This window comes from Kitasatospora purpeofusca (genome assembly GCF_042691725.1).
GTDB lineage: Bacteria > Actinomycetota > Actinomycetes > Streptomycetales > Streptomycetaceae > Kitasatospora > Kitasatospora purpeofusca_B.
On record NZ_CP170483.1, the window covers coordinates 4,729,497 to 4,754,162 of the forward strand.

The window sequence follows — 24,666 nt, forward strand, 5'->3', positions numbered from 1 at the left end:
GAGAGGTCCGATCGTGTGCGGTGGATCACCGGCGGGGCCGCGCCCGGAGGCGGGCGTGACCCGCCGAGGGTGCCGGGCGCGGCCCCGCCGGTGCGGGGGTCAGGAGGCCGAGCCGCCGCTCCTGCGGCGCAGGCCGAGGACACCGACGGCGGTGCCGATCACGCCGACCACGATGCCGACGACGCCGAGCACCCGGGCGGTGGAGTCACTGGCCTTGTCGTCGGACGCGGCGGTCCCGTCGGTGGCCGCGTCGCCGTGCGCGTGGTTGTCGGCGGCGGCCGACGGGGAGGCGGAGGCGGTCACGCCGTGGCCGTCGCCGGCGGCGGCCTTGGTCAGCTTCAGCACCGGGGCGGGCTTGGCCGGCTCCGGCTGGCCGTCCTTGGCCTCGTCGATCCAGCGGACGACGTCGCCGTTCTCGTAGCTCTGCAGCGCCTTGAAGACCAGCGAGTCGGCGTCGGTCGGCAGCGGGCCGAGCGAGACGCGGAACTCCTGGAACTGGCCGGGGGCGATCTTCACGCCGGCGTCGGCGGTCCAGGTGATCTTGGAGACGGCCTCGTTGACGTCGTTGCCGTGCACCTTGATCGGCTTGTCCAGCTTGGACTTCTCGACGACCGCGGTCCAGCCCGGCAGCGGCTGGGTCCGGACGGAGGCCAGCGGGTGGTCCAGCGGGAGGTTGACCTCCAGCTTCACGGTGCCGGCGGCGTCGTTCTCGTTCGGGACCCGGAAGTCGACGGCGGTGTAGCCGCCCTGCTCGGCGCTGCCCGGGTTCACGGTGACGTGCGCGCAGGCGGGTCCGGCCAGGACCACCACCGAGGCGGCTGCGGCGAGGGCGACGGCGGCGGTACGGCGGGGGGAAAGCGAACGCATGGGGTTCGTGTCTCCGTTCGGAGGCTCGGCGGGCAGGCCCGCTCCCGGGCACGGGAGGATCCGTGCCGCGGCGGGGCCGCGCGGCGTGGGGACGAGGTGGGGGAGGCCGCAGGACCGCACGCGTGGGCGGGGACGGCTCGGCTTGCGCGTACACCCGTCCGCCGTCGGGCCACAGCCGGTGGGGGACCGGGGGACACCGGGGCGCGGGTCAGTACGCGAGGGCCCCGAGCGGCGGGCCGCGCCGCACCACGCTGTGCCGCAGCACGGCACCGGCCGGCAGCGGGTCGTCCCCGCCGCGGCCGCCGGGCCGGCGGACCGGGCCGGCCGGCAGGCCGAACAGGCCGCGCAGCAGGACCGCGGCCAGGGCGCACGCGGTGCGCAGCGGCTCCGCCCCGCGGGCGCGCGCGGCCGACGCGGCGATCCGCACCAGCCGCCAGAGCGCCGCCTCGCCGCGCCGCAGCCACCAGCCGGCCACCAGGGCCGCGGCCAGGTGGGCCGCCAGCATCGTCGGCGTCATCCCGAGCACCCCGCCCTGCCACCACGGCGCGGTCGCGTACGCCTGCGGGTCCAGCCCCGCGCCGGCGACCAGCTGTTCGGCGGTCGGGCCGCCGGGCAGGCCGGCCAGGGTGCCGGGCCGGGCCTCGTTGCAGATCAGCCGGCCGGCCACCTGCGGCAGGGTCAGCGGGCCGGAGCCCGGCGGACCGCCGTGGTGCGCGCCGACCGCGCCGGCGGCCGCGTGGCCGCCGAAGGAATGGAAGAGGCAGTGCAGCCCGAACTGGACCGCCGCCAGCGCCCCGGCGATCGCGCCGAGCGAGCGCTCCCGCCCGCCGAGGGCGGCGGCGAGCACCAGGGAGGCGGCGAAACCGGCCGCGAGCGCCGGAAGGGCGACGTCCCCGCCGCCCGCCAGCGCGTGCCCGGCCGCCGCGATCAGCGTGCACACCAGGGCGAACGGGACCGCCCGGGCAAGCCGCAGGTCCCAGGCGGCGGCCCCCACCGGCGCGTCCGGTGCGGGGGCGCCCGGGTGCGGGGCGGCGGCTGGGGCAGTCATGGCCGGGCCATCATCTCATCGCGCACACCGGCCGGACCGGCAGGGTGGGAAATCCCTACGAATGCCCCGATCGGCCCCGCGCGCCGCCCCGCGCACCCCCCGGACGTGCGCCGCCCGGCACATGCCCGTCCCCCCGTCCATCCGCCGAACGGGCGGTAGCGGACCCCCGGCACGGTTCACCTGCGCACCGTCCGGAGATACCTCGTTATATGTGGAGCCGCAGCCAGGAGGGACCTCCCGTGGACATCTGGTGGACTCTGCACCTCAAGCGCGACCCGGCCAGCGTGCCGCTGGCCCGCCGCATACTGCTGGGCGCGATGGCGACCGCGGGCGTCGATCCGCAGATCGCCCAGGACCTCGGCGTCGCCCTCAGCGAGGCCTGCGCCAACGCCGTCGAGCACGGCGCGGGCGGCCGCCCCGACGACGGCTACCAGGTCACCGCGTCGATCAGCGGCGACCTGCTGCGGATCGAGGTGACCGACTCGGGCCCCGGCCTGCCCGGCCCCGCCGCCCCGGCGGCGCGCCGTCCGGTCCCCGCCCCGGCGTCCCCGCCCGCCCGTCCGGCCGGGCGGCCGCAGCCCCGGCACCGCTCCCGGCGCGGCCGGGCCAGCGTCCCCGGGCCGCTGCTCACCGCGCACCGCCCGCACCGCGACGGCCGCCCGTACGACACCCACGTCCTGCCCCCGGCCACCGACCCGGTGCCGCTGCCCTTCCTGCGGCCGCTGGACCTCGACGCCCTCCCCGACCTCACCGCCGAGTCCGGCCGCGGCCTCTTCCTCATCCACGCCCTCACCGACCACGTCCAGCTCCGCAACCACCCGCTGCGCGGGGCGATCGTCAGCTTCGACAAGATCCTCAAGTGGCAGGACGACGCCCTGCTGCGCCGGGCCTCCTAGGGAGCCTTCCGGCGGTCCGACGCGGACGGGGCGGCTGAACGGTTTCCCCGGTCCTCGGTGATGGACCCGACCGGCTGCCGGGCGCGAGGGTGGAGGCATGACCGCCGACGCGAACTCCCACCCGAATCCCGTCCAGTCGTCCGACGCCGCCGCCCCGCCGTACGGGGGCGGCGACCCGTACGCCGACTACCGCGCCGCCGAGTTCCCGTTCACCGCGCTGGTCGACCTCGCCGACCGCCGGCTGGGCGGCGCCGTCCTCGCCGCCAACGACGAGCTGTTCGCCGAGCGGGAGAACCTGCTGCTGCCCCGGCCGGCCGAGTTCCGCCCGCACACCTTCGGCAACAAGGGCCAGATCATGGACGGGTGGGAGACCCGCCGGCGCCGCGGCGTGGGCGCCGGCCACCCGCACCCGGCCGACGACGACCACGACTGGGCGCTGGTCCGGCTGGGCGTGCCGGGCGTCGTGCACGGCGTGGTCGTCGACACCGCCCACTTCCGGGGCAACCACCCGCGACAGATCGCCGTCGAGGGCGCCGAACTCCCCGGCACCCCGGGCCCGGAGGAGCTGCTGGCCCCGGGGACGGCCTGGCACCCGCTGGTCCCCCGCTCCCCGGTGCGCGGCCACGCCGCCAACGGCTTCGCCGTCGCCGACCGCCGCCGCTTCACCCACCTGCGCCTCAGCCAGTACCCCGACGGCGGCATCGCGCGCTTCCGGGTGCACGGCGAGGCCCGGCCGGACACCGCCTGGCTGGCCGCGCTCGGCACCTTCGACCTGGCCGCGGTCGAGAACGGCGGCGCCGTCGAGGACGCCTCGGACCGCTTCTACTCCGCCCCGGTCGGCCTCGTCCTGCCCGGCAGGTCCCGGGCGATGGGCGACGGTTGGGAGAACCGCCGGCGCCGCGACGCGGGCCACGACTGGGTCCGGCTGCGGCTGGCCGGGCGGGGCGCGGTCCGCGCGGTGGAGATCGACACCGGCTACTACGTCGGCAACGCGGCCGGCTGGGCGGCGCTGTCCGGCCGGGACGAGCACGGTACGGACCCCGGGGAGTGGTTCGAGCTGGTGCCGCGCACCCGGCTGCAGCCGGACGCCGTGCACCGCCTGGTGATCGACGCGCCGCGCCCGGCCACCCACGTCCGGCTGGACGTCTTCCCGGACGGCGGGATCGCCCGGCTGCGGCTGTGGGGCGGGCTGGTCTGAGGGCACCGCGCCCGGCCCGGCTCCGCTTGCCGGGCCGGGCGGGCCGCCGGACGATGGGGGAATGATGCACCGGATGCGCGCCGAGTACGCCGACGGCGGCGCCTCTGCCGCGGTGCGGCTGTGGCACATGGTCCGCGGCGGCGGGAGCGTCGCGATGTGCGGCCGGGAGCTGGACGCCCGGGCGCCCGCCCGGGAGGCGGTGGACTGGGGGCGCACCCCCGAACTCTGCTGCCACACCTGCGGGGCCTACCTGCTGCGCGAGGCGCCCTGGCTGGCCGACGAGCACCGGCCGGGCCCGCCCGGCGAACAACCGGAGACGGCCTGGCCGTCGGGCTGAACGCCCCACCGGTGGTGCGGTGGACGGCCGCCCCGGGGCCGGGGCTACCGTGGTCGCCATGGAGGAATCCCCGGTCCGGCCGCGGTCGTTGACCCGCGAGGCCGCCGCGCTGCGCGCGGGCGTACCCGCCCTGGCCGTCCACGTCGACCGGCTCTGCGCCCGGATCGAGCAGGTGGACCCGCTGATCCACGCCTTCGTGCCCGAGCCCGGCCGCGCCGACCGGCTGCACGCCGAGGCCCGGGCGCTCGCCGCCCGCCACCCCGATCCGGCGCAGGCGCCGCCGCTGTACGGGGTGGCCGTCGGGGTCAAGGACATCGTGCACGTGGACGGCCTGCCCACGCACGCCGGCTCGGTGCTGCCGCCGGGCGTCCTGGCCGGGCCGCAGGCCGCCGTGGTGGACCGGCTGCGGGCGGCCGGCGCGCTGGTCGCGGGCAAGACGGTGACCGCGGAGTTCGCGGGCGCAGCCCCGGGCCCGACCCGCAATCCGCACCACCCGGCCCACACCCCGGGCGGCTCCAGCAGCGGCTCGGCGGCGGCGGTCGCGGCCGGGCTGGTGCCGTTGGCGATCGGCACCCAGACGGTCGGCTCGGTGGTCCGCCCGGCCGCCTACTGCGGCGTGGTGGGCTTCCGGCCGACGCACGGGCGGATCCCGGTGACGGGCGTGATCCCGAACGCGCCGAGCCTCGACACCCTGGGCCTGTTCACCGCGGACCTGGCGGGCGCCGCGCTGGCCGCCCCGCTGCTGTGCGACGACTGGGACACCGGGTACCGGCACACCGGGGACGAGGACGTGCCGGTGCTCGGGGTCCCGGTCGGCCCGTACCTGGAGCGGGCCCGCCCGGAGGCGCTGCGGGCCTTCCGGCGGCAGCTGGAGCTGCTGGCCACCCGGGGCCTGATGGTGCGTCAGATCGATCCGCTGCCGGACTTCGCCGAGCTGGAGCGGCAGCTGCAGACGATCAACCGGTTCGAGATGGCGGCCTCCCACGCCGAGTGGTTCGACCGCTTCGGCGGCCTCTACCGGCCGGAGACGGTGGCGGGCATCCGGCGCGGCCGGAGCGTCGGCCCGGCCGCCTACCGGGCGGCGCTGGACGCCCGCGCGGACTTCCGCGCGCTGCTCGCCGAGCGGCGCCGGCGGGCCGGGGTGGACCTGCTGGTGGCCCCCTCGGCGACCGGCCCGGCCCCGTTCGGGCTGGACAGCACCGGCAGCGCCGTGATGTCGCTGCCGTGGAGCTGCGCCGGGCTGCCCGCGCTGAGCCTGCCCGCCGGGGTGACGGACCAGGGCCTGCCGCTGGGCCTCCAGGTGGTCGGCGAGGCCGGGGCGGACGAGCGGCTGCTCGCCCAGGCGGTGGTCCTGGAGCGGGTGCTGGACGCGGCCTGAACGGCGGGCTCAGTCCCCCCGCAGTGCGGGGGTGTCCGGGTCGACGGCGTCCGAGCGCAGCCGGCGCAGCGCGGCGCGGTGGGCGCGCTCGTACGGGGTGTCCTCGTCGAACAGCAGGGCCTGCGGGTTGGCGTTCTCCAGCAGGGCGATCAGGGTGAAGGCGATGTCCTCCGGGTCGGCGTCGGCGCGCAGTTCACCGGCGTCGATCGCCCCGTTCACCAGGCCGAGGACGGTGGCGTGCCACTCCCGCCAGTTGGCCGCGAGGGCGTCGCGCAGCGGGCCGGGGCGGGCGTCGTACTCGGCGTTGACCTCGTAGAAGAAGCAGCCGCCGGGGAAGACCCGGGCGCGCGAGTAGGCCAGCCAGGACTCGCAGAGCAGGCGGAGCTTGCGCAGGCCGGGGGGCTCCGGGGCGATCGGGTCGAGCACCGCGTCGGAGAAGATCCGCCGGGCCGCCCGGACGGTGGCGAGCTGGAGCTCCTCCTTGGAGCCGAAGCCGGCGAAGACCCCGCTCTTGCTGAGCCCGAGGTCGGTGGCGAGCCGGCCGATCGACAGGGCGTCCAGGCCCTCGACGGAGGCGATCTCGACGGCCCGGCGCAGCACCGTCCGGCGGGTCTCCTCGCCGCGCAGCACCCGCCCGTCGGTGCGGGACGTGGTCGCTCCGGCCACCGCTCTCACCCCAGTTCTCCGGCATCGGTCCGTGTCGCCAGGGTAGCGGGGCGGCGGGCGGCCGGCCGGTCCAGAAAAAGCACGAACGGTCGTGCTAATATCTCGCCCAGTTCGGCTCTTGCCCCTCGGCATCACCAGGGAGTTCCGCATGGACCCGGCCGTCGCACTGATCCGCACCACCCTGAACGCCGCCTCGCTGGCCGCCCCCGGCCTCGCCGGCCGGGCCGCGTTCGAGCTCTACCGCCACCCCCTGCGGCGCGGCCGCGTCCGCACCCGCGAGCGCGAGGTGCACGACCGGGCCGCCACCCGGACGCTGCGCCACCGCGGCGAGCCGGTGGTCGTCCACCGCTGGGGCGACGGCACCCGGCCGGTCCTGCTGATGCACGGCTGGCAGTCCCGGGCCTCCCGCTTCGCGGACTTCGTGCCCCGGCTGCGCGCGCTCGGCCTCACCGCCGTCGGCTACGACGCCCCCGGGCACGGCGACTCCGGCGGCCGGACCGCCACCGTGCTGGACCACCGCGCCATCGCCCTGCGGCTTCAGAAGGAGTACGGCGCCTTCGAGGCGGTGATCGCCCACTCGCTGGGCGTCAACGCGGCCTTTCTGGCGCTGCGCGAGGGGCTGGAGGCCGGGCGGCTGGCCGCCCTGGCCGGCGTCGGCGAGGTCTCCTGGCTGCCCGCCGGGTTCTGCGCCAGGCTCGGTCTGAACGCCACCGTGGAGCGGGAGTTGCGGCGCCGGGCGGAGAGCGGCGCGATGTTCCCCGGGGTCACCGACGTCCGGGCGCACTTCGACGCCGCCCGCCGCCCCGAGGAGATCGCCCTGCCGATCCTGGTGGTGCACGACGAGGACGACGACGTCGTCCCGTTCGCCGAGGCCCGCCGGCTGCGGGCCGCGTACGGGGACCGGCTGGAGCTGCTGGCCACCCGGGGGCTGGGCCACCGGCGGATCCTCACCGAGCCGACCGTGATCGACAACGTGATCGGCTTCCTGTCGGCCGCCCCGGTGCCGGTGTCCGAGCCGGGGTCCAAGCCGGTGACGAGGCCGGTGGCGAAGCCGGCGGGTGCGGCATGAGCCTGCTCGAACTGCACACCCGCTCCCTGGAGTTGGCCGCCACCGTGGTGGACGCCGTGCAGCCGGAGCAACTGGTGCTGCCGACGCCCTGCGGGGACTGGTCGCTGCGCCGGCTGCTGGAGCACACGGTCGGGCAGCACCGGGGCTTCGCCGCCGCGGCCGGCGGCGCCGGGCCGGACCTCGCGCTCTGGCACGACGTCCCCGTGCACGGCGATCCGGCCGGCGCGTTCCGGCACTCGGCCGCGCGGCTGACCGCCGCCTTCGCCGTCGCCGCGCCGCGGTCCGCGCCGCTCTGGCTGCCGGAGATCCGCGACGGCGGGCCGTTCCCCTTCGACCGGGCGGTCGGCTTCCACCTGCTGGACACCCTGGTGCACGCCTGGGACGTGGCGGTCGCGCTGGGCTCGCCGGCCCGGCTGGTGGCCGCCGTCGAGGAGGATCCGGCGCTGGCCGGGACCCTGCTCGCGGTGGCCGGGGCCGTACCGGCCGGTCCGGCGGACCGGGCGCCGGGGCGGGCCTTCGCCGCCGTCCGGGCGGCCGACGCGGCGGCCGGACCGTTCGGCCGCGCGCTGGCCCTGCTGGGCCGCGACCCGGCCTGGGCCCTCCCGGCGCGCTGAACCGCGCGACCGCTACCGGTCGTCGCGCCGCTCGTCGGGGAAGCGGGGCCCACCGATGAAGAACAGCAGCGCGGCGGTCGGGAAGCCGAACGAGGCGACCACCAGCACGATGAACTGCCAGAACATCCGCCGCTCCTCACCCTCGGCCGACAGATCCACTCCTGCTCCGACGGTATGACCGGATCCCCCACCCTGCCACCGGGGGCGGCCTCCTAGGCGTGCCCGAGGGCATCGATGCGGACCGGGCCCAGGCCGGCGGCTTCGAGCGAGGGGACGACCAGCGAGGCATCGCCCTCGATCACCACCGCCGGCCGATCGGTACTGAGGAACTCCCGTGCGGCGTCCCCGACCTCGCCGGGGACGAGGCCGGCGAGATCGGCGTAGCGCCGCGTGTGGAACTCGTCCGTGGCGCCGGCGGAGGCCAGGGCGCAGAGCGCGAGGCCGACCGCACCGGGAGTGTGGAAGCCGATCGGCAGCCGGCCGATGAGCAGGTTGACGCTGCTTTTCAACTCCCCTTCGCTCACGCCGTGTTCGCGTAGCTCGGCGATGCGGTCGAGCACCCGCGCGACGACGGTGCCCGCGTGCCGGGGCGTGGTCTGAGTGGCCACGCCGAAGACACCGGTGTCCTGGGTGAGCTGCAGGGCCGCGTGCACCGCGTAGACGAGACCGCGGTCGTCCCGCAGGTCGCGGGTCAGCCGGGAATGGACGGTGCCGCCCAGGACGTGGACGGCGATCGCCAGGGCGCTGTGCTGGGACCGCGCCACCAGCGGGACGTGGTGGGCCACCCTGATCACGGCCTGCGCCGCTCCGGGGCGGTCGACCACGACGATGTCGCGTCCGGCCGGCGTCCGCGCCTCGGGAGGTGTGTACGGAAGGGCCCCGACCGGTCCCGCGGCCGGGTGAACCGGCTGCCGGGGGACCAACTGCGCCGCCGCCTGCGCCACCCGGTCGAGGGCGATGCGGCGAAGGTCTCCGACCAGGACCACGCGCGGCCCGGAGGCCAGCAGTGCGCCGTGGTGATCGCGCAACACCTGCTCGGAGAGGCCGCGGAGCGTGCGCGTGGTTCCGTGCGGCGCAACGGTCGGACGGCCCGTCCGGTAGAGGACACGGCCCAGCGCCTCGGCGGCCGCGGTGCCGGGCCTGGCCCACCTCGCCTCGACCTGGGCCGACTGGGCGTCGCGCAGGCGGGCGACCCGCCCGCCCTCGAAGGAGGGGAACCGGGCGGCCCGCGAGACATGGTCCAGGACCCGCAGGACGGTGTCGGCCGGAGCGGTGGCGGACACGATCAGGCTGTCGTCGCCGATGGTCGTGGACCACGTGGCGCCGAGTCCCTCCAGGACGGGCGCGAACTCCTCGGCGGGGAGTGTTCCGGCGCCCTCCCGCAGGACCGCGGCGAGCAGATGGCTGAGGCCGGCCAGGGAGGTCGGTTCGCTTCGGATGCCCGCGTCGAACTGGACCGCCGTGAAGGCGGTGGGGCATCCGGGCAGATCGGCGGCCAGCACGGCGTCCAGCCGGGTCACCGGGGGGAATCGATAGGGCGCGCGGACCAGGACGGGCGGCGGGCCGGGGACGAGGACCGAACTCATGCGCGCTCCTCCTTCGCGGCGCCGGTGAGGACCAGGGCGAAGCGGTTCTCCCGGCCGAGGTGCGCCCGGGCGACGCGCGCCAGGTCGGCCACGGTGACCGCGGCCGACCGGGCCGGCAGGTCGCCGATGCCGGCGGCCCGTTCGTGCAGGGCCGCGTGCCGGGCCAGTTCGTCGGCCCGGGAACCGAAGGCGGTCAGCGAGCGCAGCCACCCCGCGTGCAGGACGGCCCGGGCCCGCTCCAGTTCGGCCGGGTCGATCCGGCCGGCCGCGATCTCGTCGAGCACCGACTCCACGCCGGCGATCAGCCGGTCGCCGCCGATACCGGGCCGGGCGGTCAGGCCGACGGTGAAGAGCGACGAGCCGTGGGTCAGCCCCCAGGCGAAGGCGGCCCGCTCCTCGGCCCGGGCGAGTGGCCGCTCGACCACCAGCCGCCGGTGGAGGCGGGCTCCGCGGCCCCGGCCGAGGAGCGCGGCGAGCACGGTCAGGGCGTCGTGGTCGGCACCCGGCGCCGCCGGTACCCGGTGCACGAGGTAGACCCGGTCGGCATCGGCCCGCTCCTCGGCCTCCAGCCGCAGCACCGGGCCGGACAGCGGCTGTGGCGGTCGCGCTGTTCGGCCCCGGGCTGCGTCCGCAGGCCCCGCGGGACCGGCCGGGACGCCCCCGAAGTACCGCTCCGCCTTGGCGAAGACCTCGTCGGGCCGGACCGCGCCGACGACGGTGAGCACCGCGTTGTCCGGCGCGTAGTGGCGCCCGTGGAACGCCGCCAGCGTGCCCGGGTCGACCTCGGCCAGGCGTTCGACCGAGCCGATCGGCGGATGACCGTAGGGATGACCGTCGGGATACACCGAGGCCAGCGCGAACTCCTGCCAGCGTCCGTACGGCGTGCCCAGGTGCTGCTGCTGGTGCTCCCTGCGGACGACGGCCAACTGGTTCCGCAGGACGTCCTCGGACCACCGGAGCCCGGCCATCCGGTCCGCTTCCAGCCACAGGGCGAGGTCGAGGGCGTCGGCCGGTACGGTCTGGTGGTACTCGGTGCGGTCCATGGTGGTGCTCGCGTTGACGCCGTCCGCGCCGATCGCGTGGAGCAGCGCGGTGTGCTCCCCGCGGCCGACCTGCTCCGACCCCTCGAACATGAGGTGTTCGAAGAGGTGGGCGAGTCCGGGCAGTTCGGCCGGGTCGTGGCGGGAGCCGACCCGGTACCAGAGGTTCACGGCGGCGACCGGGACCAGGTGGTCGGGGGAGACCACCACCCGCAGGCCGTTGGCGAGCCGGTGCTCGGCCACCGGCCAGGGGAACCCGGGCCGTTCCCCCGCGGCCCCCGCCGCCGGCGCCGTCGTCCCCGCCCGCCTCATCGCCACTCCTCGGCCCGGACCGGTGCCGTCCCCGCCAGCATCGAGCTGTACTCCCCGCCCGACTCGGCGAGTTCGGCGTGGCTGCCGCGCTCGGCGATCCGGCCGCCGTTGAGCACGATGATCTGGTCGGCGTCCCGGACGGTCGAGAGGCGGTGCGCGATCGTGATCGTCGTCCGGTTTTGGGACAGCTGCGCCAGCGCCTCCTGCACGGCCCGCTCGGTCCGGGTGTCCAGCGCGCTGGTGGCCTCGTCCAGCAGGAGGACCGGCGGGTCGCGCAGGATCGTCCGGGCGATGGCCAGTCGCTGCTTCTCGCCCCCGGAGAAGCGGTAGCCCCGCTCGCCGACCACCGTCGCGTACCCGTCGGGCAGGCTCGCGACCAGGTCGTGGATGTGTGCCATCCGGGCGGCCTCGACGAGCTCCTCGTCGGTGGCCCCGGGTTTGCCGAGCCGAAGGTTCTCGGCGACCGTCGCGTGCAGCAGGTGGGAGTCCTGGGAGACCGCCCCGACGGTCCGGGCGAGCGTCTCGAAGTCGAGGTCGCGGACGTCGACGCCGTCGATGGTGATCCGGCCGGCGGTGACGTCGTGGAGCCGCAGCAGCAGATAGCCCAGGGAGGTCTTCCCGGCGCCGGTCGGCCCGACCACGGCGAGCCGGGTGCCGGGCCGGACGTCGAGGCTGATGTCCCGCAGCACCGGTTCGTCGCCGTAGCCGAAGTGCACCCGCTCGAAGCGGACGTGCCCCCGTGCGGCGGTGAGCGGCGTGGGGGAGGACGGCTCCGGGACGTCCACCGGCAGGTCCAGGTACTCGAAGACCCGCTCGAACAGCGACAGCGAGCTCTGGACCACCGCGCCGACCTGGGTGAGCTGGACGGCGGGACCCAGCAGGGACTGCTGGAGCGCGGCGAAGGCGACCAGCGTTCCGACCGTGACCGGCGATCCGCGCAGGCCGGCCGCCCAGTAGATCAGCACCGGCATGGCGGCGACCACCACCTGGAGGCCCGCCTGGCGCCAGCGCCCCGCCATCGTGGTGCGGACGCTGATCTCGCCCAGCGCCGTCGACTGCCGCGCGAACTCCTCGGTCACCGCCCGGGAGCGGCCCAGCAGACGGCCCAGCAGGAAGCCCGAGACCGACAGCGACTCCTCGATCAGGGTGGTCAGCGCGGCCACCTTCTCGTACCGCTCGCGGACGATCTCGCGGCGTTCGCGGCCGACCCGGTTGTTCACCCACACGAACAGGGGCAGCAGCGCGAGCGAGACCAGCGCGAGGCGCCAGTCCAGGAGCGTCATCGCGGTCAGGGCGGCCAGGACCGTCGCGCCGCTGCCGAGCACCGTGGTGACCGCGGTCGTCACCACGGTGTCCATGCCGCCGATGTCGTTGGAGATCCGGGACTGCACCTCGCCCGTGTGGGTGCGGGTGAAGAAACCGAGCGACATCCGCTGGAGGTGCGCGTAGACCTCGGTCCGCAGACCGCTCATGATCCGCTGGCCGACGATCATCGACTGGTGGGCCTGGAACACACCGAGGGCGGTGCTCGCCGCGGTCAACGCGATCATCACCAGGGCGAGCAGCGTGAGCAGCCCGGTGCGGCCGTGCGGGAGCGCGTCGTCGAGGATCAGCCGGATCAGCAGCGGGGGCACGGTGGCGACCGCGGCGGAGACCAGCACCAGCAGGGCGATCACGGCGAGCCGCGCGCGGTGCGGGGCGAACAGCCGCACGATGCGTGGACGGATCGCGGCCGGTCGCGCCGGTTGCTTCTTCACTCGTGCCCTCTCCCGTCCCTGGTCGGTGGCCTGGCCTGCCCGGAGCGCCCCGGGCCGGCCCCGAGACGGGGCCGGCCTGCGGCGAAGCCGTCTGATCGCGGGTCAGCAGACGGTGAGGAAACCCTCCTTGACCAGCGTCCGGACGAGCACCACCCGGCCCGGCTCGTCCAGCTCGCCGGGGATGCTGGCGGCGCTGAAGACGCCGCTGTGCCGCTCGGCCGTGAACCGGACCTCGTCGACGACGTGCGCGGGCAGCCGCACCGTCTTGCCGTGGAAGTGGAGCTGTACGGCCTCCGCGCCGGTCTCGATGCTCCACTGCAAGGAGATCCGGCGGCGCACCTCGGTGTCCTTGTCGATCCGGTCCAGCCGCTCCAGGTCGTCCAGATGCCCTTCCAGGGAGGGCGGGTTGAGCGCGATGCCGGCCTTGACCGTGCGGCGCAGCTCCTCCTCGGCGGAGACCTTCCGCGGCAGGTCGGCGAGCAGCTCCGCGATCCGCTCCTCGACCTGCCGTTCCAGATCGGGGTTGCCGAGGAAGCCGAAGGGCAGCGCCTCGCGGTAGGCGACGTCCCGTTCGAACAGGGACTGCAGGGCCTCCGCGACGACGTTGCTCCACAGGACGGGGTGGATGCCGATGGTCAGGTGCAGCGAGGCCTCGTCGGTGGAGGTGCCGGCGTGCACGGTGCCGCGCGGCAGGTAGAGCACGTCACCGGCGTGCAGCTCGAACTCGGAGACCGGCTCGGTGGGTTCGGGCGCGGTCCGGTCGTACGGCTGGGTGCGCAGCGGCAGCGGCAGCGGCGCCCCGAAGAGCTGCCAGCGCTTGGTGCCGTGGACCTGCGCGATGAACACGTCGTGCATGTCGTAGTGCGGCTTGAAGCCGCGGGCGCCGGCCGGCGTGAGGTAGCTGTTGATGTTGATCCGCGCGGAGATCTCCGCACCGAGCGCGCGCATCAGCTGGTTCAGCGCCGGGAACCGGTCCTGGATGCCGTTGAGCACCAGCGACGAGCCGGAGCGGTACCGGTCGTAGATCCGTTCGACCGCCGTCAGTGTGCTGCCGGCGCCGAGTTCGGCGACCGGTGTCTCCTTGCCGTCGACCACGACCCGGAAGTCGCTGAGGTCGTTGCCCGAGGTGTGCAGGGCCCGGTCCACGTCCGCGAGGGTCAGCAGCTCCGCGAAGTACGAGGGGTCGTCGCGCCGGACGAGCACCGGCTTCTTCTCGTAGTTCTCCTCCCGGAAGGTCGCGATGTTCAACGGGTGGAGGAGCCGGGCGAGCCCGAAGTAGTCGTCCGGGCCGCGGCGGTGATCGGTCCCGTGGTGAGGAGATGTCATGCGGTGAGTCCTTTTTGCGTGCGGAGGAAGTGCGGCGCCGTGACCGTGCCCTTGTGGACCGCGGGTGCCCCGCCCGGAGGGGGCGGGGCACCGAAACGGACCTGTCAGTCGTGGTCGTCGATCGGACCCCAGTAGCCACCGGTGGCCTTGGCCCAGAAGTCCGCTCCGCCACTGTTGTTGGAGTCGCTGTCGTCGTACCAGCCCTTGCTGTTGTCGTGCGCCGACGACACCGGGCCGGCCGACTGCACGACCGTGATGTCCTCGGGATTGAGGGACGTGGACATGATGATCCTCTCTCGTTCCGTGGGTGGGACATGCCTTACAGGTTCCTGGCAAGGTGCACGGCCAGGTGGTCCGGTGAATTCGCCTATTTCTCCTCCGACGAATTCGGACACGATCCAAGAGTAATCAGGGGGGGTCGCCGGCGGTCAAGAGTGATTTCGCGGCGACCATTTCGTGCAGGCCGGGCAAATCGCCGGTCAGGTGGTTGATTTGCTTCGGTATAGGCCCATTTTGGAGTGAGATTGGTCACACCGAATTGTTTTCTCCCCCCTCTCCGGTCGGTTATTGAGGTAATTTCGGACAACTGGCTGATTAGGGGTCGGAAAGTTGTTTCGCGGGCATGGAGAAACGGATCGGCCGCCCGTCATTTGACGGGCGGCCGATCCGTTTTGTGGTCGATGAATAATTGATTTCAGGGCCGGGCGGCAGTTCGGCCCGGGGAGGTGTCAGCCGCCTCGCCGGTGCGCACCGGCCAGGCCGGTCTCGTAGGCGGCGATCACCAGTTGGGTGCGGTCGCGCGCGTCCAGTTTCATCAGCAGCCGGCTGACATGGGTCTTCACCGTGCCCGTGGTGAGGTTCAGCAGTCCGGCGATCTCCAGATTGGACAGCCCCCGGGCGATCAGGTGCAGGACTTCGCGCTCGCGCACGGTCACGCTCTCCAGGCGCTCCTCCGCGCTGCCCGGGACGGCTGGGCCGGTCAGGTACTCCTCGATCAGCCGGCGGGTGACCCGGGGCGACAGCAGCGCCTCGCCCGAGGCCAGCACCCGGACGGCGGAGAGGAGTTCGCGGGGCGGGGTGTCCTTGAGCAGGAAGCCGGCCGCACCGGCCCGCAGCCCGTCGAAGGCGTACTCGTCCAGGTCGAAGGTGGTCAGCAGCATCACCCGGACCGGCCCGGCGTCGTCCTGGGCGAGGATCTGCCGGGTGGCCGAGATCCCGTCCAGCACCGGCATCCGGATGTCCATCAGGACGACGTCGGGCCGGAGTTCGCGGACCAGCCGGACGGCCTGGTCGCCGGATCCGGCCTCGCCGACCACCTGGAGGCCGGGATCGCCGTCGATCAGCGCGCGGAAGGCGTCGCGCACCAGCACCTCGTCGTCCGCGAGCACCACCCGGATCGTCATCGGGCCGCCTCCGGCACGTCCGCGGCCCCGGTGGCGGGCGCGCCGCCCGGGGCGGCAGCGTCCCTGAGTGTGACGGCCACCCGGAAGCCGTGCGGTCGCACCGGCCCGCTGACCGCCTCGCCGCCGTACAGCGCGGCCCGCTCGGCGATGCCGATCAGGCCGTTGCCCGGCGCCGGCGGTTCCCCGGGGGCGCCCGCCCCGGCGTCGGTGACGGTGAGGGTGATCCCGCCCTCCCGGTACCCGATCGCGGCCTCGGCGCGGTCCGTCCGGGCGTGCCGGACCACATTGGTCAGCGCCTCCTGGAGGATCCGGTAGGCGGCCCGGTCGACGCCCGGGGGCAGTCTGCGCACCGTCCCGGTCACCGAGAGCCGCACCCGCACCCCGGTCCGCTCGATCTGCGCGAGCAGCTCGGGCAGATCGGCCAGTCCTCCGGGCAGCAGTTCGGCGGGGTCGCCGTCGCGGAGCACCCCGAGGAGCAGGCGCATCTCGCCCAGTGCCGCCCGGCTGGTGGTCTCGATGACGGCCAGCGCCTTCGCGGCCTCCGCGGGCCGGGTCGCGGACACATGGTGGCCGACGCCGGCCTGCACCGCGATCACGCTCATGCTGTGCGCGACGACGTCGTGCAACTCCCGGGCGATCCGCAGCCGTTCCTCGACCAGGGTGCGGCGGGCCAGGTCGGCCTCGGTCTCGGCCCGGTACTCCGCCTGCCGCCGCAGCCCCTCGCTGTACGCCCGGCCGCGCCGGACCGACCAGCCCAGCACCCAGGCGGTGCCGGTCGCGACGACGGCCTCCACCAGGTAGCCGGGCCCGAGTTGATAGTGGACCTGCCGATGGTGGCCGAAGAGCCCGACCAGGCTCAGCAGGGTCACCGTGACGGCCAGCGCTCCGGCCGACACCCGGGTCGGCCGCTCCACCGCCACGACGTACCCGGCCAGCACCATCGCCAGGATCGAGAAGCTCGCCGCACGGTCGAACACGCCCACCGAGGCGGCGGCCGCGGTCAACGCCAGTGCCGGCAGCGGCAGCAGACGCCGCACCGCCGTACCGGCGACCGCGAGCGCCAGGAGCACCCCGTCGACCGGCCGGCCGTCGCGCGCGAGGACGGGCAGGAACGGCAGGGCCAGCAGCACCGCCAGCACGCAGTCCGCTCCCACGAGCTGGGAGCGCCCCAGGCGTCTGGTGAGCGGGGGCTGCAGCGGCTGATCCACGGCGCGATCGTAGACGGAGGAGATGGCCCGCGCATCTGTCTCCAGACAGATGCGCGGGCGGGGTTCGGTTGTCCACACTGGGCACCGGAACGCCGGCATCCGCCGCCGGACGGGCATCCCTTCCTACCGAGCGCCGACCGGCGCCGACGACCGGGCCGGTGCCGTCGGGCCGCGCGGGCCGGGTGCGGGCTCGGCGCAAGGCCGGCTGGACACGAAGGCCACAGATGATCACCGTTACCGGACTCACCAAACGCTACGGCCCGACCACCGCGGTCGACGGCCTGAGCTTCGAGGTGAGACCGGGCCTGGTGACGGGGTTCCTGGGGCCCAACGGCGCCGGCAAGTCCACCACCCTGCGCATGATCCTCGGACTGGACGCGCCGACCGGCGGCTCCGCCCTGGTCGACGGCGCGCCCTACACGACGCTGGGGCGTCCGCTGCACCGGGTCGGCGCGTTGTTGGACGCGACGGCCGTCCACGGCGGCCGCAGCGGTCGCCGGCACCTGGCGGCGCTGGCGCGCAGCAACGGCATCGGCCGGGCCCGGGTGACCGAGGTGCTCGCCGAGGTCGGACTGGCCGATGCCGCGGGGAAGCGCGCGGGCGCCTACTCGCTGGGGATGAAGCAGCGGCTCGGGATCGCCGCCGCCCTGCTCGGGGACCCGTCCGTGCTGATCTTCGACGAGCCGGTGAACGGCCTCGATCCGGAGGGCGTGCGGTGGATCAGGCTGCTGCTGCGGCGGCTGGCCGCGGAGGGCCGCACGGTCCTGGTGTCCAGTCACCTGATGAGCGAGATGGAGCACACGGCCGACCACCTGATCGTGATCGGCCGGGGGCGCCTGCTCGCGGACTGCGGCATGGCGGAGTTCGTCGCCCGCGGCGGCGAGGGCGTGGTGCGGGTCCGGACGCCGGACGCCGCCGCCCTGCGGCGGGCGCTGCTGGCGGCCGGTGCCGCCGTCGGAGCGGAGGACGGCGAGGTCCTGGACGTCTCCGGTCTCGGCGCGCCCCGGATCGCCGACATCGCCCTGGCGGAGGGCATCGCCCTGCACGAGCTGACCGACCGGTCGGCCACTCTGGAGGACGTCTTCATGGAACTCACGGCCGAGGCCGGGGACCACCGCGCCGCCGGCGGCGCCCTGCCGGGGAAGAGGAGCTGATCATGGCTGTCGTCACCTCCCCGGCGCCGCCCGGTGCGTTCGTCCGGGTCGGCGACCTGCTCGGCGCCGAGTGGATCAAGCTGTCCTCCGTCCGTTCGACCGTGCTGACCGGTGTGCTCGGCGTCGCCGGGGCGATCGGTGTCACCCTGATGTTCGCCGACTCCGCGATGCGCCAGTGGGACCGGATGTCGCCGGAGTCCCAGGCCTCGTTCGACCCGCTCGGCGGGTCCTTCGGTGGCTTCCTGCTGCTGCAGCTGGCGGTGCTGGTGATCGGTGCGCTGTCGATCGGCGGCGAGTACTCCAGCGGTCTGATCCGCACCACCCTGACCGCGGTCCCGGACCGCCGCCGGGTGCTGCTGGCGAAGGCGGCCGTGGTCGGCGGGGGCGGGCTGGTGGTCGGCGGGGCGGCCGCGCTGTTCTCGGCGGCCGTCGCCCAGGCGCTGTTCGCGGAGCACGGGGTCGGACTGCCGCTGCTCTCCTCGGAGTTGCTGACGGGGATCGCGGCGACCGCGGTCCGGCTCGGGGCGGTGGCGGTGGTCGGCCTGGCGCTGACGGCCCTGCTGCGGAGCACCGCGGGGGGCGTGGTCTCCGGCTTCGCCGTGCTGTTCATCGCCCCGGCCTTCCTGCGCGGCTCCGAGGGCTGGATGCTGACGGTGCACCGGGCCCTGATGGAGAGCGCCGTACGGCGGCTGACGACCCACCACCACGATGTGCTCGGCCCGTCCGCCGGCAGCGCGTGGGCGAGTCTGCTCCTCTACCCCGCCGTCACCCTCGCGCTCGCGGCGTTCGTGATCGGCCGCCGGGACGTCTGACCCGCCCGCCCGCGTGCCCTCCACGCCGCCCACCCGGAGCCCACGGATGTCCTCGCCCGCTCAGCGCCTGCTCGCCCGCACCCCGCCCCGCCTGCGGTCCGCGGTGATCCGTCACCGCAGCCTGGCCAGGTTCCTGGCGGTGGGCGGGAGCTGCTTCCTGCTGACGCTGGCGATCAACTACGTCCTCAAGCTGACGGTGCTCCGGACCCACCCGGTCGCGGCGCAGACCGTCGGCATCGCGGTGGCGACGGTGGCCTCGTACCTGCTCAACCGCCGTTGGTCGTTCGAATCCCGGGGCGGCCACGGCGAGGCGGTGCCCTTCGTCGTGGTCAGCGCCCTGGCGCTGGGGGTCAACGACCTGCCGATGCTGCTCTCGCGCTATGTGCTCGACCTGCGGGAGCCGTACGTCAGCGGTTTCACCCAGGAGACGGCCGACTTCCTGAGCGGGATGGTCCTCGGGACGCTGCTCGCGACGGCGTTCCGCTACTGGGCCCTGAAGCGGTGGGTGTTCGTCCACTCGGCCGCGCCGGCCCCCGTTCCCGCCCCGGGAACGCCACAGGCCCCGCGGAGCGAACTGCCGCTCGCTCCGCGGGACCTGTCCGAGCCGCCGGTCCTCCGACCGGCGTGTTCCGTGTCGAGGGCGCCTCGGGTGTGACTAGTGACCGTCGGCGGGGATGGTGCCGAGGCGGCCGGCCTGGAAGTCCTCCATGGCCTGCTGGAGCTCGCGGTGGCTGTTCATGACGAACGGGCCGTAGTGGGCGACGGGCTCGCGGATCGGCAGGCCGCCGAGGAGGACGACCTCGAAGTTGTTGTCGCGGGAGTCCTGCTTCTCGTCGGCGCGCAGGGTGATCGAGCCGCCGTCGCCGAAGACCACGGCCTGGCCGCGGTGGAAGGGGCGGTGCTCGGTGCCGGCCGAGCCGTTGCCGGCCAGGCCGTAGGCGAGGGCGTTGAAGTCGGAGCGCCAGGGCAGGGTGATCTGGGCGCCGGGGCTGATCGACGCGTGGATCATGGTGATCGGGGTGAAGGTGGTGCCCGGGCCCTGGTGGCCGTCCAGCTCACCGGCGATGACGCGCAGCAGCGTGCCGCCGTCCTCGGTGCTGAGCAGCTTGACGCTGCCGCCGCGGATGTCCTGGTACTTCGGGGTGATCATCTTGTCCGAGGCGGGCAGGTTCACCCACAGCTGGAGGCCGTGGAAGAGGCCGCCCGACCGCACCAGCGACTCCGGCGGGGTCTCGATGTGCAGCAGGCCCGAGCCGGCGGTCATCCACTGGGTGTCGCCGTCGGTGATGGTGCCGCCGCCGCCGTGCGAGTCCCGGTGGATGAAGGTCCCGTCGATGATGTAGGTGACGGTCTCGAAGCCGCGGTGCGGGTGCCAGGGGGTGCCCTTGGGCTCGCCGGCCGCGTAGTCCACCTCGCCCATCTGGTCCATCATGATGAACGGGTCGAGGTACTTCTGGTTGATCTTGGCGAAGGCGCGGCGGACGGGGAAGCCCTCGCCCTCGAAGCCCTCGGGGGCGGTGGCCACCGTCAGGACCGGCCGGGCGCTCGTGACGGCGGGGTCGGGGGTGGTGACGCGCGGGAGGGTCAGCGGGTTGTCGACGGTCACGGCGGGCATGTCGGCCTCCTTCGGTGGATGGCTCCTCTGGCCTGTGTCCACGAGATTAGTTCAATCCTCAACAAGAAGCAAGTTGAAACTTGAACCAAATCTGCGCGGCGCGGCCGGAGCCAGGGGGCGGCGGGGCCCCCGTCCATCGTCCGTCAGCCGTACATCCGGCGCATGGTGAAGTCGACCATCTGCTCGACCGCCTTGGCGTCGAACACCATCCGGTGCTCGCCCTCCATGTCCAGCGCGAAGCCGTAGCCGGTCGGCAGCAGGTCGAGGACCTCGGCGCCGGTGACGGTGAAGTGCTTGGAGTCCTTGCCGGCGTACCGGCGCAGCTCCTTCAGCGAGCTGAACATCGGGATGACCGGCGTCGGGGTGTTGTGCAGGGCCAGGAAGCCGGGCCGGTCGCCGCGCGGGCAGTGCACCTTGGAGGTGATGAAGATGGCCTGGAAGTCCTCCACCGCCATCGAGCCGGTGGTGAAGGCCCGGACGGCGTCCGCCAGGGACGGCGGCGAGGGTTCCGGGTAGAGGGACTGCTGTGCGCTCGGCGGCTGCTCGCCGTACGCGCCGGGGCCGGGCATGCCGTTCATGCCCGGCTGCGGCCCCGCCTGCTGGTAGGGGTCGCCCGGGTACGCGTTCTGCTCATAGCCGTACACACGGACAGGCTATCGGGAGCGCGGCTCCCCGCGCGGGCGTCGATCCTGACAAGAGCGGGTCGTCCCGACTTGTGGGACGTGACCACGTTCATACGGTAATCCGCGGAGGATTCATCGACGGGGGCTTGAAACAAGTTACCGCTGGGTAGCATCATGAGGCCTACTGGTGGGTACGGGCGCCCGAACGCGGAGATGTCCCGGAAGCGACGAACCGGAGATAACGGCCATGGGTCACTACAAGTCCAACCTGCGGGACGTGGAGTTCAACCTCTTCGAGGTGTTCGGCCGCGAGCAGGTGTACGGCACCGGACCGTTCGCGGAGATGGACGTCGAGACCGCGAAGAGCATCCTGAGCGAGATCGCGCGCCTCGCCGAGAACGACCTCGCCGCGTCCTTCGCCGACACCGATCGCAACCCGCCGGTCTTCGACCCGGAGACCAGCACCGCGCCGGTCCCGGAGGCGTTCAAGAAGAGCTACCAGGCCTTCATGGACGCCGAGTGGTGGCGCCTGGGCATCCCGGAGTCGATCGGCGGCCAGGTCACCCCGAACTCGCTGATCTGGGCCTTCGCCGAGCAGATCCTCGGCTCCAACCCCGCCATCTGGATGTACTCCTCCGGCCCGGCCTTCGCCGGCGTCATCGCCGAGGAGGGCACCGAGGCCCAGCTGGAGATCGCCAGGCGGATGACCGACCGCCTGTGGGGCTCCACCATGGTCCTCACCGAGCCGGACGCCGGTTCGGACGTGGGCGCCGGCCGCACCAAGGCGATCCAGCAGGAGGACGGCTCCTGGCACATCGAGGGCGTCAAGCGCTTCATCACCTCGGGCGAGCACGACATGTCCGAGAACATCGTCCACCTGGTGCTGGCCCGCCCCGAGGGCGGCAAGCCGGGCACCAAGGGCCTGGGCCTGTTCATCGTCCCCAAGTACGACTTCGACTGGGAGACCGGCGAGCTGGGCGAGCGCAACGGCGTCTACGCCACCAACGTCGAGCACAAGATGGGCCTGAAGGCCTCGAACACCTGCGAGATGACCTTCGGCGCCAAGCACCCGGCCAAGGGCTGGCTGCTCGGCGAGAAGGTCGACGGCATCCGCCAGATGTTCAAGATCATCGAGTTCGCCCGGATGATGGTCGGCACGAAGGCCATCGCCACCCTCTCCACCGGCTACCTGAACGCGCTGGAGTACGCCAAGGAGCGCGTGCAGGGCGCCGACATCTCGCAGTTCCTGGACAAGACCGCCCCGCGCGTCACCATCACCCACCACCCGGATGTGCGCCGCTCGCTGCTGACCCAGAAGGCGTACGCCGAGGGCATGCGCGCCCTGGTGCTGTTCACCGCGTCCACCCAGGACGACATGGCGGCCGCCAAGCTGCGCGGCGAGCGCGACGAGGCCGCCGAGCGCCTCAACGACCTGCTCCTGCCGATCGTCAAGGGCTACGGCTCGGAGAAGTCCTACGAGCAGCTCGCCCAGTCCCTGCAGACCTTCGGCGGCTCCGGCTACCTGCAGGAGTACCCGATCGAGCAGTACATCCGGGACGCCAAGATCGACACCCTCTACGAGGGCACCACGGCCATCCAGGGCCAGGACTTCTTCTTCCGCAAGATCGTCAAGGACGGCGGCCAGGCGCTCACCGCGCTGTCCGAGCAGATCCAGAAGTTCCTCGGCTCCGCCGCGGGCGGCGACGCCCTGGCCGCCGAGCGCGCGCTGCTCGCCAAGGCCGCGGGCGACCTCGAGGCCATCGTCGGCAAGCTGCTCGCCGACCTCTCCTCGGTCGAGCAGGACGTCAAGAACATGTACAAGGTGGGCCTGAACACCACCCGCCTGCTGATGGTCTCCGGCGACGTCGTGGTCGGCTGGCTGCTGCTGCGCCAGGCCGCGGTGGCCCTGGCCAAGCTGGAGGCCGGCGCCTCCGAGAAGGACGTGCCGTTCTACCGGGGCAAGGTCGCGGCCGCCCGCTTCTTCGCCCGGAACGTGCTGCCGACCGTCACCCCGCAGCGCCTGATCGCCGAGGGCATCGACAACGAGATCATGGAGCTGGCGGAGGAGGCGTTCTGACGCCCACCCGTCTCCCGCCGCCGCCCTTCACCGGGCACGCCGCGCGTGACACCTTCCTGACCGCCTGACCCCACCCTCACGCCGAAGGGCCCGGTCCCTTGACCGGGCCCTTCGGCGTGCCCACGGGCGGTACGGCCCCGGTCGCCCCGGCGCCTACGCACGCGCTGACGATCGGTCAGCAGCGGGTGTGCCCGGGCGGACGCACTCGGTGACGGGCGGGCGGGCGGCGGCAGTTCACGTTTCTGTCTGCGTTCTGCATCCGTTGGGCTGCTCCGAGTGTCATGTCCGTGTACGGGCATATGCTCAAGGTGCGAAGCCGATCCCCCATTTCGGCCTCGGCCCTCCCTCGACCCAGGAGCAGCATGTCGACCGCCGCCCGCCAGGCCTTCTTCGACCGGACGCACACCGATGACCTGATCGCCTTCCTCGGCACCTCGCCGTCGCCCTATCACGCGGTCGCGAGCGCGGCCGAGCGTCTGGAGAAAGCCGGCTTCCGGCAGGTGCTGGAAACGGACGCCTGGGACGGAGTGGCCGGCGGCCGGTACGTCGTCCGCGGCGGCGCGCTGATCGCCTGGTACGTGCCGGCCGGCGCGGGCCCGGAGACGCCGTTCCGCGTGGTCGGCACCCATACCGACTCGCCCAACCTGCGGGTCAAGCCGATCCCCGACACCGGGTCCGCGGGCTGGCGGCAGGTGGCGGTGGAGATCTACGGCGGGGTGCCGCTGAACACCTGGCTCGACCGGGACCTCGGCCTCTCCGGCCGGCTCACCCTGCGGGACGGCAGCCGGCGGCTGGTCCAGCTGGACGAGCCGCTGCTGCGCGTGCCGCAGCTGGCGATCCACCTGGACCGCCAGGTCAACGACGGCATGAAGCTGGACAAGCAGCGCCACCTCACGCCGATCTGGGGCCTCGGCCCGGTCGACGAGGGCGCGCTGATCGCCTACGTCGCCCAGCGGGCCGGGGTCGACGCGGCCGAGGTGACCGGCTGGGACCTCATGACCCACGACGTCCAGCCCGCCTCCTACCTGGGCCGGGACCGCGAGCTGCTGGCCGGCCCGCGGCTGGACAACCTGCTCTCGGTGCACGCGGCCACCGCCGCGCTGGCCGCGGTGGCCACCGCCGCCGAGACGGACGGCGCGGCGCTGCCGTACATCCCGGTGCTGGCCGCCTTCGACCACGAGGAGACCGGCAGCGAGTCGGACACCGGCGCGCAGAGCCCGCTGCTCGGCAACGTCCTGGAGCGCAGCGTGTACGCGCGCGGCGGCGCCCTGGAGGACCGGGCCCGGGCGCTGGCCGGCACCGTCTGCCTCTCCTCCGACATGGGCCACGCCGTCCACCCGAACTACAGCGAGCGGCACGAGCCGGGCCACCAGCCGCTGCCCAACGGCGGGCCGATCCTCAAGGTCAACGTCAACAACCGGTACGCCACCGACGGCGTCGGCCGGGCGGTGTTCGCGGCGGCCTGCGAGAAGGCCGGCGTGCCGTGGCAGACCTTCGTCTCCAACAACGCCATGCCCTGCGGGACGACGATCGGCCCGATCACCGCGGCCCGCCTCGGCATCCAGACCGTCGACTGCGGCATCGCGGCGCTCTCCATGCACTCGGCGCGCGAGCTGTGCGGCGCCGAGGACCCGTACCTGCTGGCGAGCGCGATCAAGGCGTTCCTGGAGGGCTGAGCCC

At 74.0% G+C, this 24,666-nt stretch carries 24 protein-coding genes; 11 read left to right on the plus strand and 13 right to left on the minus strand.

Going from position 1 to position 24,666, the window contains the following annotated elements:
* Positions 1-99 precede the first annotated feature (99 nt).
* Both ACFCLZ_RS19980 and ACFCLZ_RS19985 read right to left on the minus strand, forming a co-directional pair.
* Positions 100-867: a YcnI family protein gene (locus ACFCLZ_RS19980; protein WP_380277843.1), complete on the minus strand. Its 768-nt coding sequence runs from the start codon at positions 865-867 to the stop codon at positions 100-102.
* A 208-nt stretch (positions 868-1,075) separates the two neighbouring features.
* Positions 1,076-1,915 carry a hypothetical protein gene (locus ACFCLZ_RS19985; RefSeq protein WP_380277845.1) on the minus strand — a complete coding sequence of 280 codons (840 nt, stop codon included), beginning with the start codon at positions 1,913-1,915 and terminating at the stop codon, positions 1,076-1,078.
* 239 nt (positions 1,916-2,154) lie between these two features.
* Between ACFCLZ_RS19985 and ACFCLZ_RS19990 the strand changes: the two genes are divergently transcribed.
* From ACFCLZ_RS19990 to ACFCLZ_RS20005, 4 genes are all read left to right on the plus strand, one after another.
* Entirely contained in the window at positions 2,155-2,811 is a 657-nt protein-coding gene (locus tag ACFCLZ_RS19990) for an ATP-binding protein (RefSeq protein WP_380277847.1), read from the plus strand.
* Between the two features lie 97 nt (positions 2,812-2,908).
* Positions 2,909-4,009: an allantoicase gene (gene alc, locus ACFCLZ_RS19995; protein WP_380277848.1), complete on the plus strand. Its 1,101-nt coding sequence runs from the start codon at positions 2,909-2,911 to the stop codon at positions 4,007-4,009.
* Positions 4,010-4,070: 61 nt separating this feature from the next.
* Entirely contained in the window at positions 4,071-4,346 is a 276-nt protein-coding gene (locus tag ACFCLZ_RS20000) for a hypothetical protein (protein ID WP_376086541.1), read from the plus strand.
* A gap of 58 nt (positions 4,347-4,404) precedes the next feature.
* Positions 4,405-5,724: an amidase gene (locus tag ACFCLZ_RS20005; RefSeq protein WP_380277850.1), complete on the plus strand. Its 1,320-nt coding sequence runs from the start codon at positions 4,405-4,407 to the stop codon at positions 5,722-5,724.
* Positions 5,725-5,733: 9 nt separating this feature from the next.
* Here the strand turns inward: ACFCLZ_RS20005 and ACFCLZ_RS20010 are convergent, their stop codons facing one another.
* Complete coding sequence (locus ACFCLZ_RS20010; RefSeq protein ID WP_380277852.1) at positions 5,734-6,390, minus strand: TetR/AcrR family transcriptional regulator; 657 nt, start codon at positions 6,388-6,390, stop codon at positions 5,734-5,736.
* 148 nt (positions 6,391-6,538) lie between these two features.
* On the opposite strand from ACFCLZ_RS20010, the gene ACFCLZ_RS20015 reads away from it, so the two are divergent.
* Positions 6,539-7,459: an alpha/beta fold hydrolase gene (locus ACFCLZ_RS20015; protein WP_380277854.1), complete on the plus strand. Its 921-nt coding sequence runs from the start codon at positions 6,539-6,541 to the stop codon at positions 7,457-7,459.
* Positions 7,456-8,073 (plus strand): TIGR03086 family metal-binding protein, encoded by a 618-nt coding sequence (locus ACFCLZ_RS20020; protein WP_380277855.1) that lies wholly within the window; start codon positions 7,456-7,458, stop codon positions 8,071-8,073. The genes ACFCLZ_RS20015 and ACFCLZ_RS20020 overlap by 4 nt, the downstream gene beginning before the upstream one ends.
* Before the next feature lie 12 nt (positions 8,074-8,085).
* Here ACFCLZ_RS20020 and ACFCLZ_RS20025 read toward each other — a convergent pair whose 3' ends face one another.
* The 8 genes from ACFCLZ_RS20025 to ACFCLZ_RS20060 all read right to left on the minus strand — a co-directional run bounded on the left by ACFCLZ_RS20025 (position 8,086) and on the right by ACFCLZ_RS20060 (position 16,705).
* Positions 8,086-8,232 (minus strand): hypothetical protein, encoded by a 147-nt coding sequence (locus ACFCLZ_RS20025; RefSeq protein ID WP_380277857.1) that lies wholly within the window; start codon positions 8,230-8,232, stop codon positions 8,086-8,088.
* Between the two features lie 53 nt (positions 8,233-8,285).
* The gene (locus tag ACFCLZ_RS20030) at positions 8,286-9,659 is read right to left on the minus strand and encodes a M16 family metallopeptidase (protein ID WP_380277859.1); all 1,374 of its coding nucleotides are present in this window, start codon (positions 9,657-9,659) and stop codon (positions 8,286-8,288) included.
* Positions 9,656-11,011 (minus strand): M16 family metallopeptidase, encoded by a 1,356-nt coding sequence (locus ACFCLZ_RS20035; protein WP_380277861.1) that lies wholly within the window; start codon positions 11,009-11,011, stop codon positions 9,656-9,658. The genes ACFCLZ_RS20030 and ACFCLZ_RS20035 overlap by 4 nt, the downstream gene beginning before the upstream one ends.
* Complete coding sequence (locus ACFCLZ_RS20040; RefSeq protein ID WP_380277863.1) at positions 11,008-12,768, minus strand: ABC transporter ATP-binding protein; 1,761 nt, start codon at positions 12,766-12,768, stop codon at positions 11,008-11,010. The genes ACFCLZ_RS20035 and ACFCLZ_RS20040 overlap by 4 nt, the downstream gene beginning before the upstream one ends.
* 102 nt (positions 12,769-12,870) lie before the next feature.
* Positions 12,871-14,094: a cupin domain-containing protein gene (locus ACFCLZ_RS20045; protein ID WP_380277865.1), complete on the minus strand. Its 1,224-nt coding sequence runs from the start codon at positions 14,092-14,094 to the stop codon at positions 12,871-12,873.
* A 104-nt stretch (positions 14,095-14,198) separates the two neighbouring features.
* The gene (locus ACFCLZ_RS20050) at positions 14,199-14,378 is read right to left on the minus strand and encodes a hypothetical protein (RefSeq protein ID WP_380277867.1); all 180 of its coding nucleotides are present in this window, start codon (positions 14,376-14,378) and stop codon (positions 14,199-14,201) included.
* Positions 14,379-14,822: 444 nt separating this feature from the next.
* Entirely contained in the window at positions 14,823-15,497 is a 675-nt protein-coding gene (locus tag ACFCLZ_RS20055; protein ID WP_380277869.1) for a response regulator, read from the minus strand.
* The gene (locus ACFCLZ_RS20060) at positions 15,494-16,705 is read right to left on the minus strand and encodes a sensor histidine kinase (RefSeq protein ID WP_380277871.1); all 1,212 of its coding nucleotides are present in this window, start codon (positions 16,703-16,705) and stop codon (positions 15,494-15,496) included. Before ACFCLZ_RS20060 ends, ACFCLZ_RS20055 begins: the two co-directional genes overlap by 4 nt.
* A gap of 224 nt (positions 16,706-16,929) precedes the next feature.
* On the opposite strand from ACFCLZ_RS20060, the gene ACFCLZ_RS20065 reads away from it, so the two are divergent.
* From ACFCLZ_RS20065 to ACFCLZ_RS20075, 3 genes are read left to right on the plus strand one after another with little or no spacing between them, the layout of a single operon-like run.
* Positions 16,930-17,859: an ABC transporter ATP-binding protein gene (locus tag ACFCLZ_RS20065; RefSeq protein WP_380277874.1), complete on the plus strand. Its 930-nt coding sequence runs from the start codon at positions 16,930-16,932 to the stop codon at positions 17,857-17,859.
* Positions 17,860-17,861: 2 nt separating this feature from the next.
* The gene (locus ACFCLZ_RS20070; RefSeq protein WP_380277876.1) at positions 17,862-18,671 is read left to right on the plus strand and encodes a hypothetical protein; all 810 of its coding nucleotides are present in this window, start codon (positions 17,862-17,864) and stop codon (positions 18,669-18,671) included.
* 46 nt (positions 18,672-18,717) lie between these two features.
* Positions 18,718-19,326, plus strand: coding sequence for a GtrA family protein (locus tag ACFCLZ_RS20075; protein WP_380277878.1), 609 nt, complete (start codon positions 18,718-18,720; stop codon positions 19,324-19,326).
* Here ACFCLZ_RS20075 and ACFCLZ_RS20080 read toward each other — a convergent pair whose 3' ends face one another.
* Both ACFCLZ_RS20080 and ACFCLZ_RS20085 read right to left on the minus strand, forming a co-directional pair.
* The gene (locus tag ACFCLZ_RS20080; protein ID WP_380277879.1) at positions 19,327-20,286 is read right to left on the minus strand and encodes a pirin family protein; all 960 of its coding nucleotides are present in this window, start codon (positions 20,284-20,286) and stop codon (positions 19,327-19,329) included.
* 143 nt (positions 20,287-20,429) lie between these two features.
* Positions 20,430-20,930: an SseB family protein gene (locus tag ACFCLZ_RS20085; protein ID WP_380277881.1), complete on the minus strand. Its 501-nt coding sequence runs from the start codon at positions 20,928-20,930 to the stop codon at positions 20,430-20,432.
* Between the two features lie 226 nt (positions 20,931-21,156).
* Here ACFCLZ_RS20085 and ACFCLZ_RS20090 point away from each other — a divergent pair, with 226 nt between their 5' ends.
* Both ACFCLZ_RS20090 and ACFCLZ_RS20095 read left to right on the plus strand, forming a co-directional pair.
* Positions 21,157-22,986: an acyl-CoA dehydrogenase gene (locus ACFCLZ_RS20090; protein WP_380277883.1), complete on the plus strand. Its 1,830-nt coding sequence runs from the start codon at positions 21,157-21,159 to the stop codon at positions 22,984-22,986.
* Between the two features lie 362 nt (positions 22,987-23,348).
* Positions 23,349-24,662 (plus strand): M18 family aminopeptidase, encoded by a 1,314-nt coding sequence (locus tag ACFCLZ_RS20095; protein WP_380277885.1) that lies wholly within the window; start codon positions 23,349-23,351, stop codon positions 24,660-24,662.
* The last annotated feature ends 4 nt before the right edge of the window (positions 24,663-24,666 follow it).

Bases quoted from the DNA above. Each gene is read 5' to 3' on its own strand.
- ACFCLZ_RS19980 (WP_380277843.1), bottom strand. From the start codon at position 867: ATGCGTTCGCTTTCCCCCCGCCGTACCGCCGCCGTCGCCCTCGCCGCA.
- ACFCLZ_RS19985 (WP_380277845.1), bottom strand. From the start codon at position 1,915: ATGACTGCCCCAGCCGCCGCCCCGCACCCGGGCGCCCCCGCACCGGAC.
- alc (WP_380277848.1), top strand. From the start codon at position 2,909: ATGACCGCCGACGCGAACTCCCACCCGAATCCCGTCCAGTCGTCCGAC.
- ACFCLZ_RS20000 (WP_376086541.1), top strand. From the start codon at position 4,071: ATGATGCACCGGATGCGCGCCGAGTACGCCGACGGCGGCGCCTCTGCC.
- ACFCLZ_RS20005 (WP_380277850.1), top strand. From the start codon at position 4,405: ATGGAGGAATCCCCGGTCCGGCCGCGGTCGTTGACCCGCGAGGCCGCC.
- ACFCLZ_RS20015 (WP_380277854.1), top strand. From the start codon at position 6,539: ATGGACCCGGCCGTCGCACTGATCCGCACCACCCTGAACGCCGCCTCG.
- ACFCLZ_RS20020 (WP_380277855.1), top strand. From the start codon at position 7,456: ATGAGCCTGCTCGAACTGCACACCCGCTCCCTGGAGTTGGCCGCCACC.
- ACFCLZ_RS20030 (WP_380277859.1), bottom strand. From the start codon at position 9,659: ATGAGTTCGGTCCTCGTCCCCGGCCCGCCGCCCGTCCTGGTCCGCGCG.
- ACFCLZ_RS20035 (WP_380277861.1), bottom strand. From the start codon at position 11,011: ATGAGGCGGGCGGGGACGACGGCGCCGGCGGCGGGGGCCGCGGGGGAA.
- ACFCLZ_RS20045 (WP_380277865.1), bottom strand. From the start codon at position 14,094: ATGACATCTCCTCACCACGGGACCGATCACCGCCGCGGCCCGGACGAC.
- ACFCLZ_RS20050 (WP_380277867.1), bottom strand. From the start codon at position 14,378: ATGTCCACGTCCCTCAATCCCGAGGACATCACGGTCGTGCAGTCGGCC.
- ACFCLZ_RS20055 (WP_380277869.1), bottom strand. From the start codon at position 15,497: ATGACGATCCGGGTGGTGCTCGCGGACGACGAGGTGCTGGTGCGCGAC.
- ACFCLZ_RS20065 (WP_380277874.1), top strand. From the start codon at position 16,930: ATGATCACCGTTACCGGACTCACCAAACGCTACGGCCCGACCACCGCG.
- ACFCLZ_RS20070 (WP_380277876.1), top strand. From the start codon at position 17,862: ATGGCTGTCGTCACCTCCCCGGCGCCGCCCGGTGCGTTCGTCCGGGTC.
- ACFCLZ_RS20075 (WP_380277878.1), top strand. From the start codon at position 18,718: ATGTCCTCGCCCGCTCAGCGCCTGCTCGCCCGCACCCCGCCCCGCCTG.
- ACFCLZ_RS20080 (WP_380277879.1), bottom strand. From the start codon at position 20,286: ATGCCCGCCGTGACCGTCGACAACCCGCTGACCCTCCCGCGCGTCACC.
- ACFCLZ_RS20090 (WP_380277883.1), top strand. From the start codon at position 21,157: ATGGGTCACTACAAGTCCAACCTGCGGGACGTGGAGTTCAACCTCTTC.
- ACFCLZ_RS20095 (WP_380277885.1), top strand. From the start codon at position 23,349: ATGTCGACCGCCGCCCGCCAGGCCTTCTTCGACCGGACGCACACCGAT.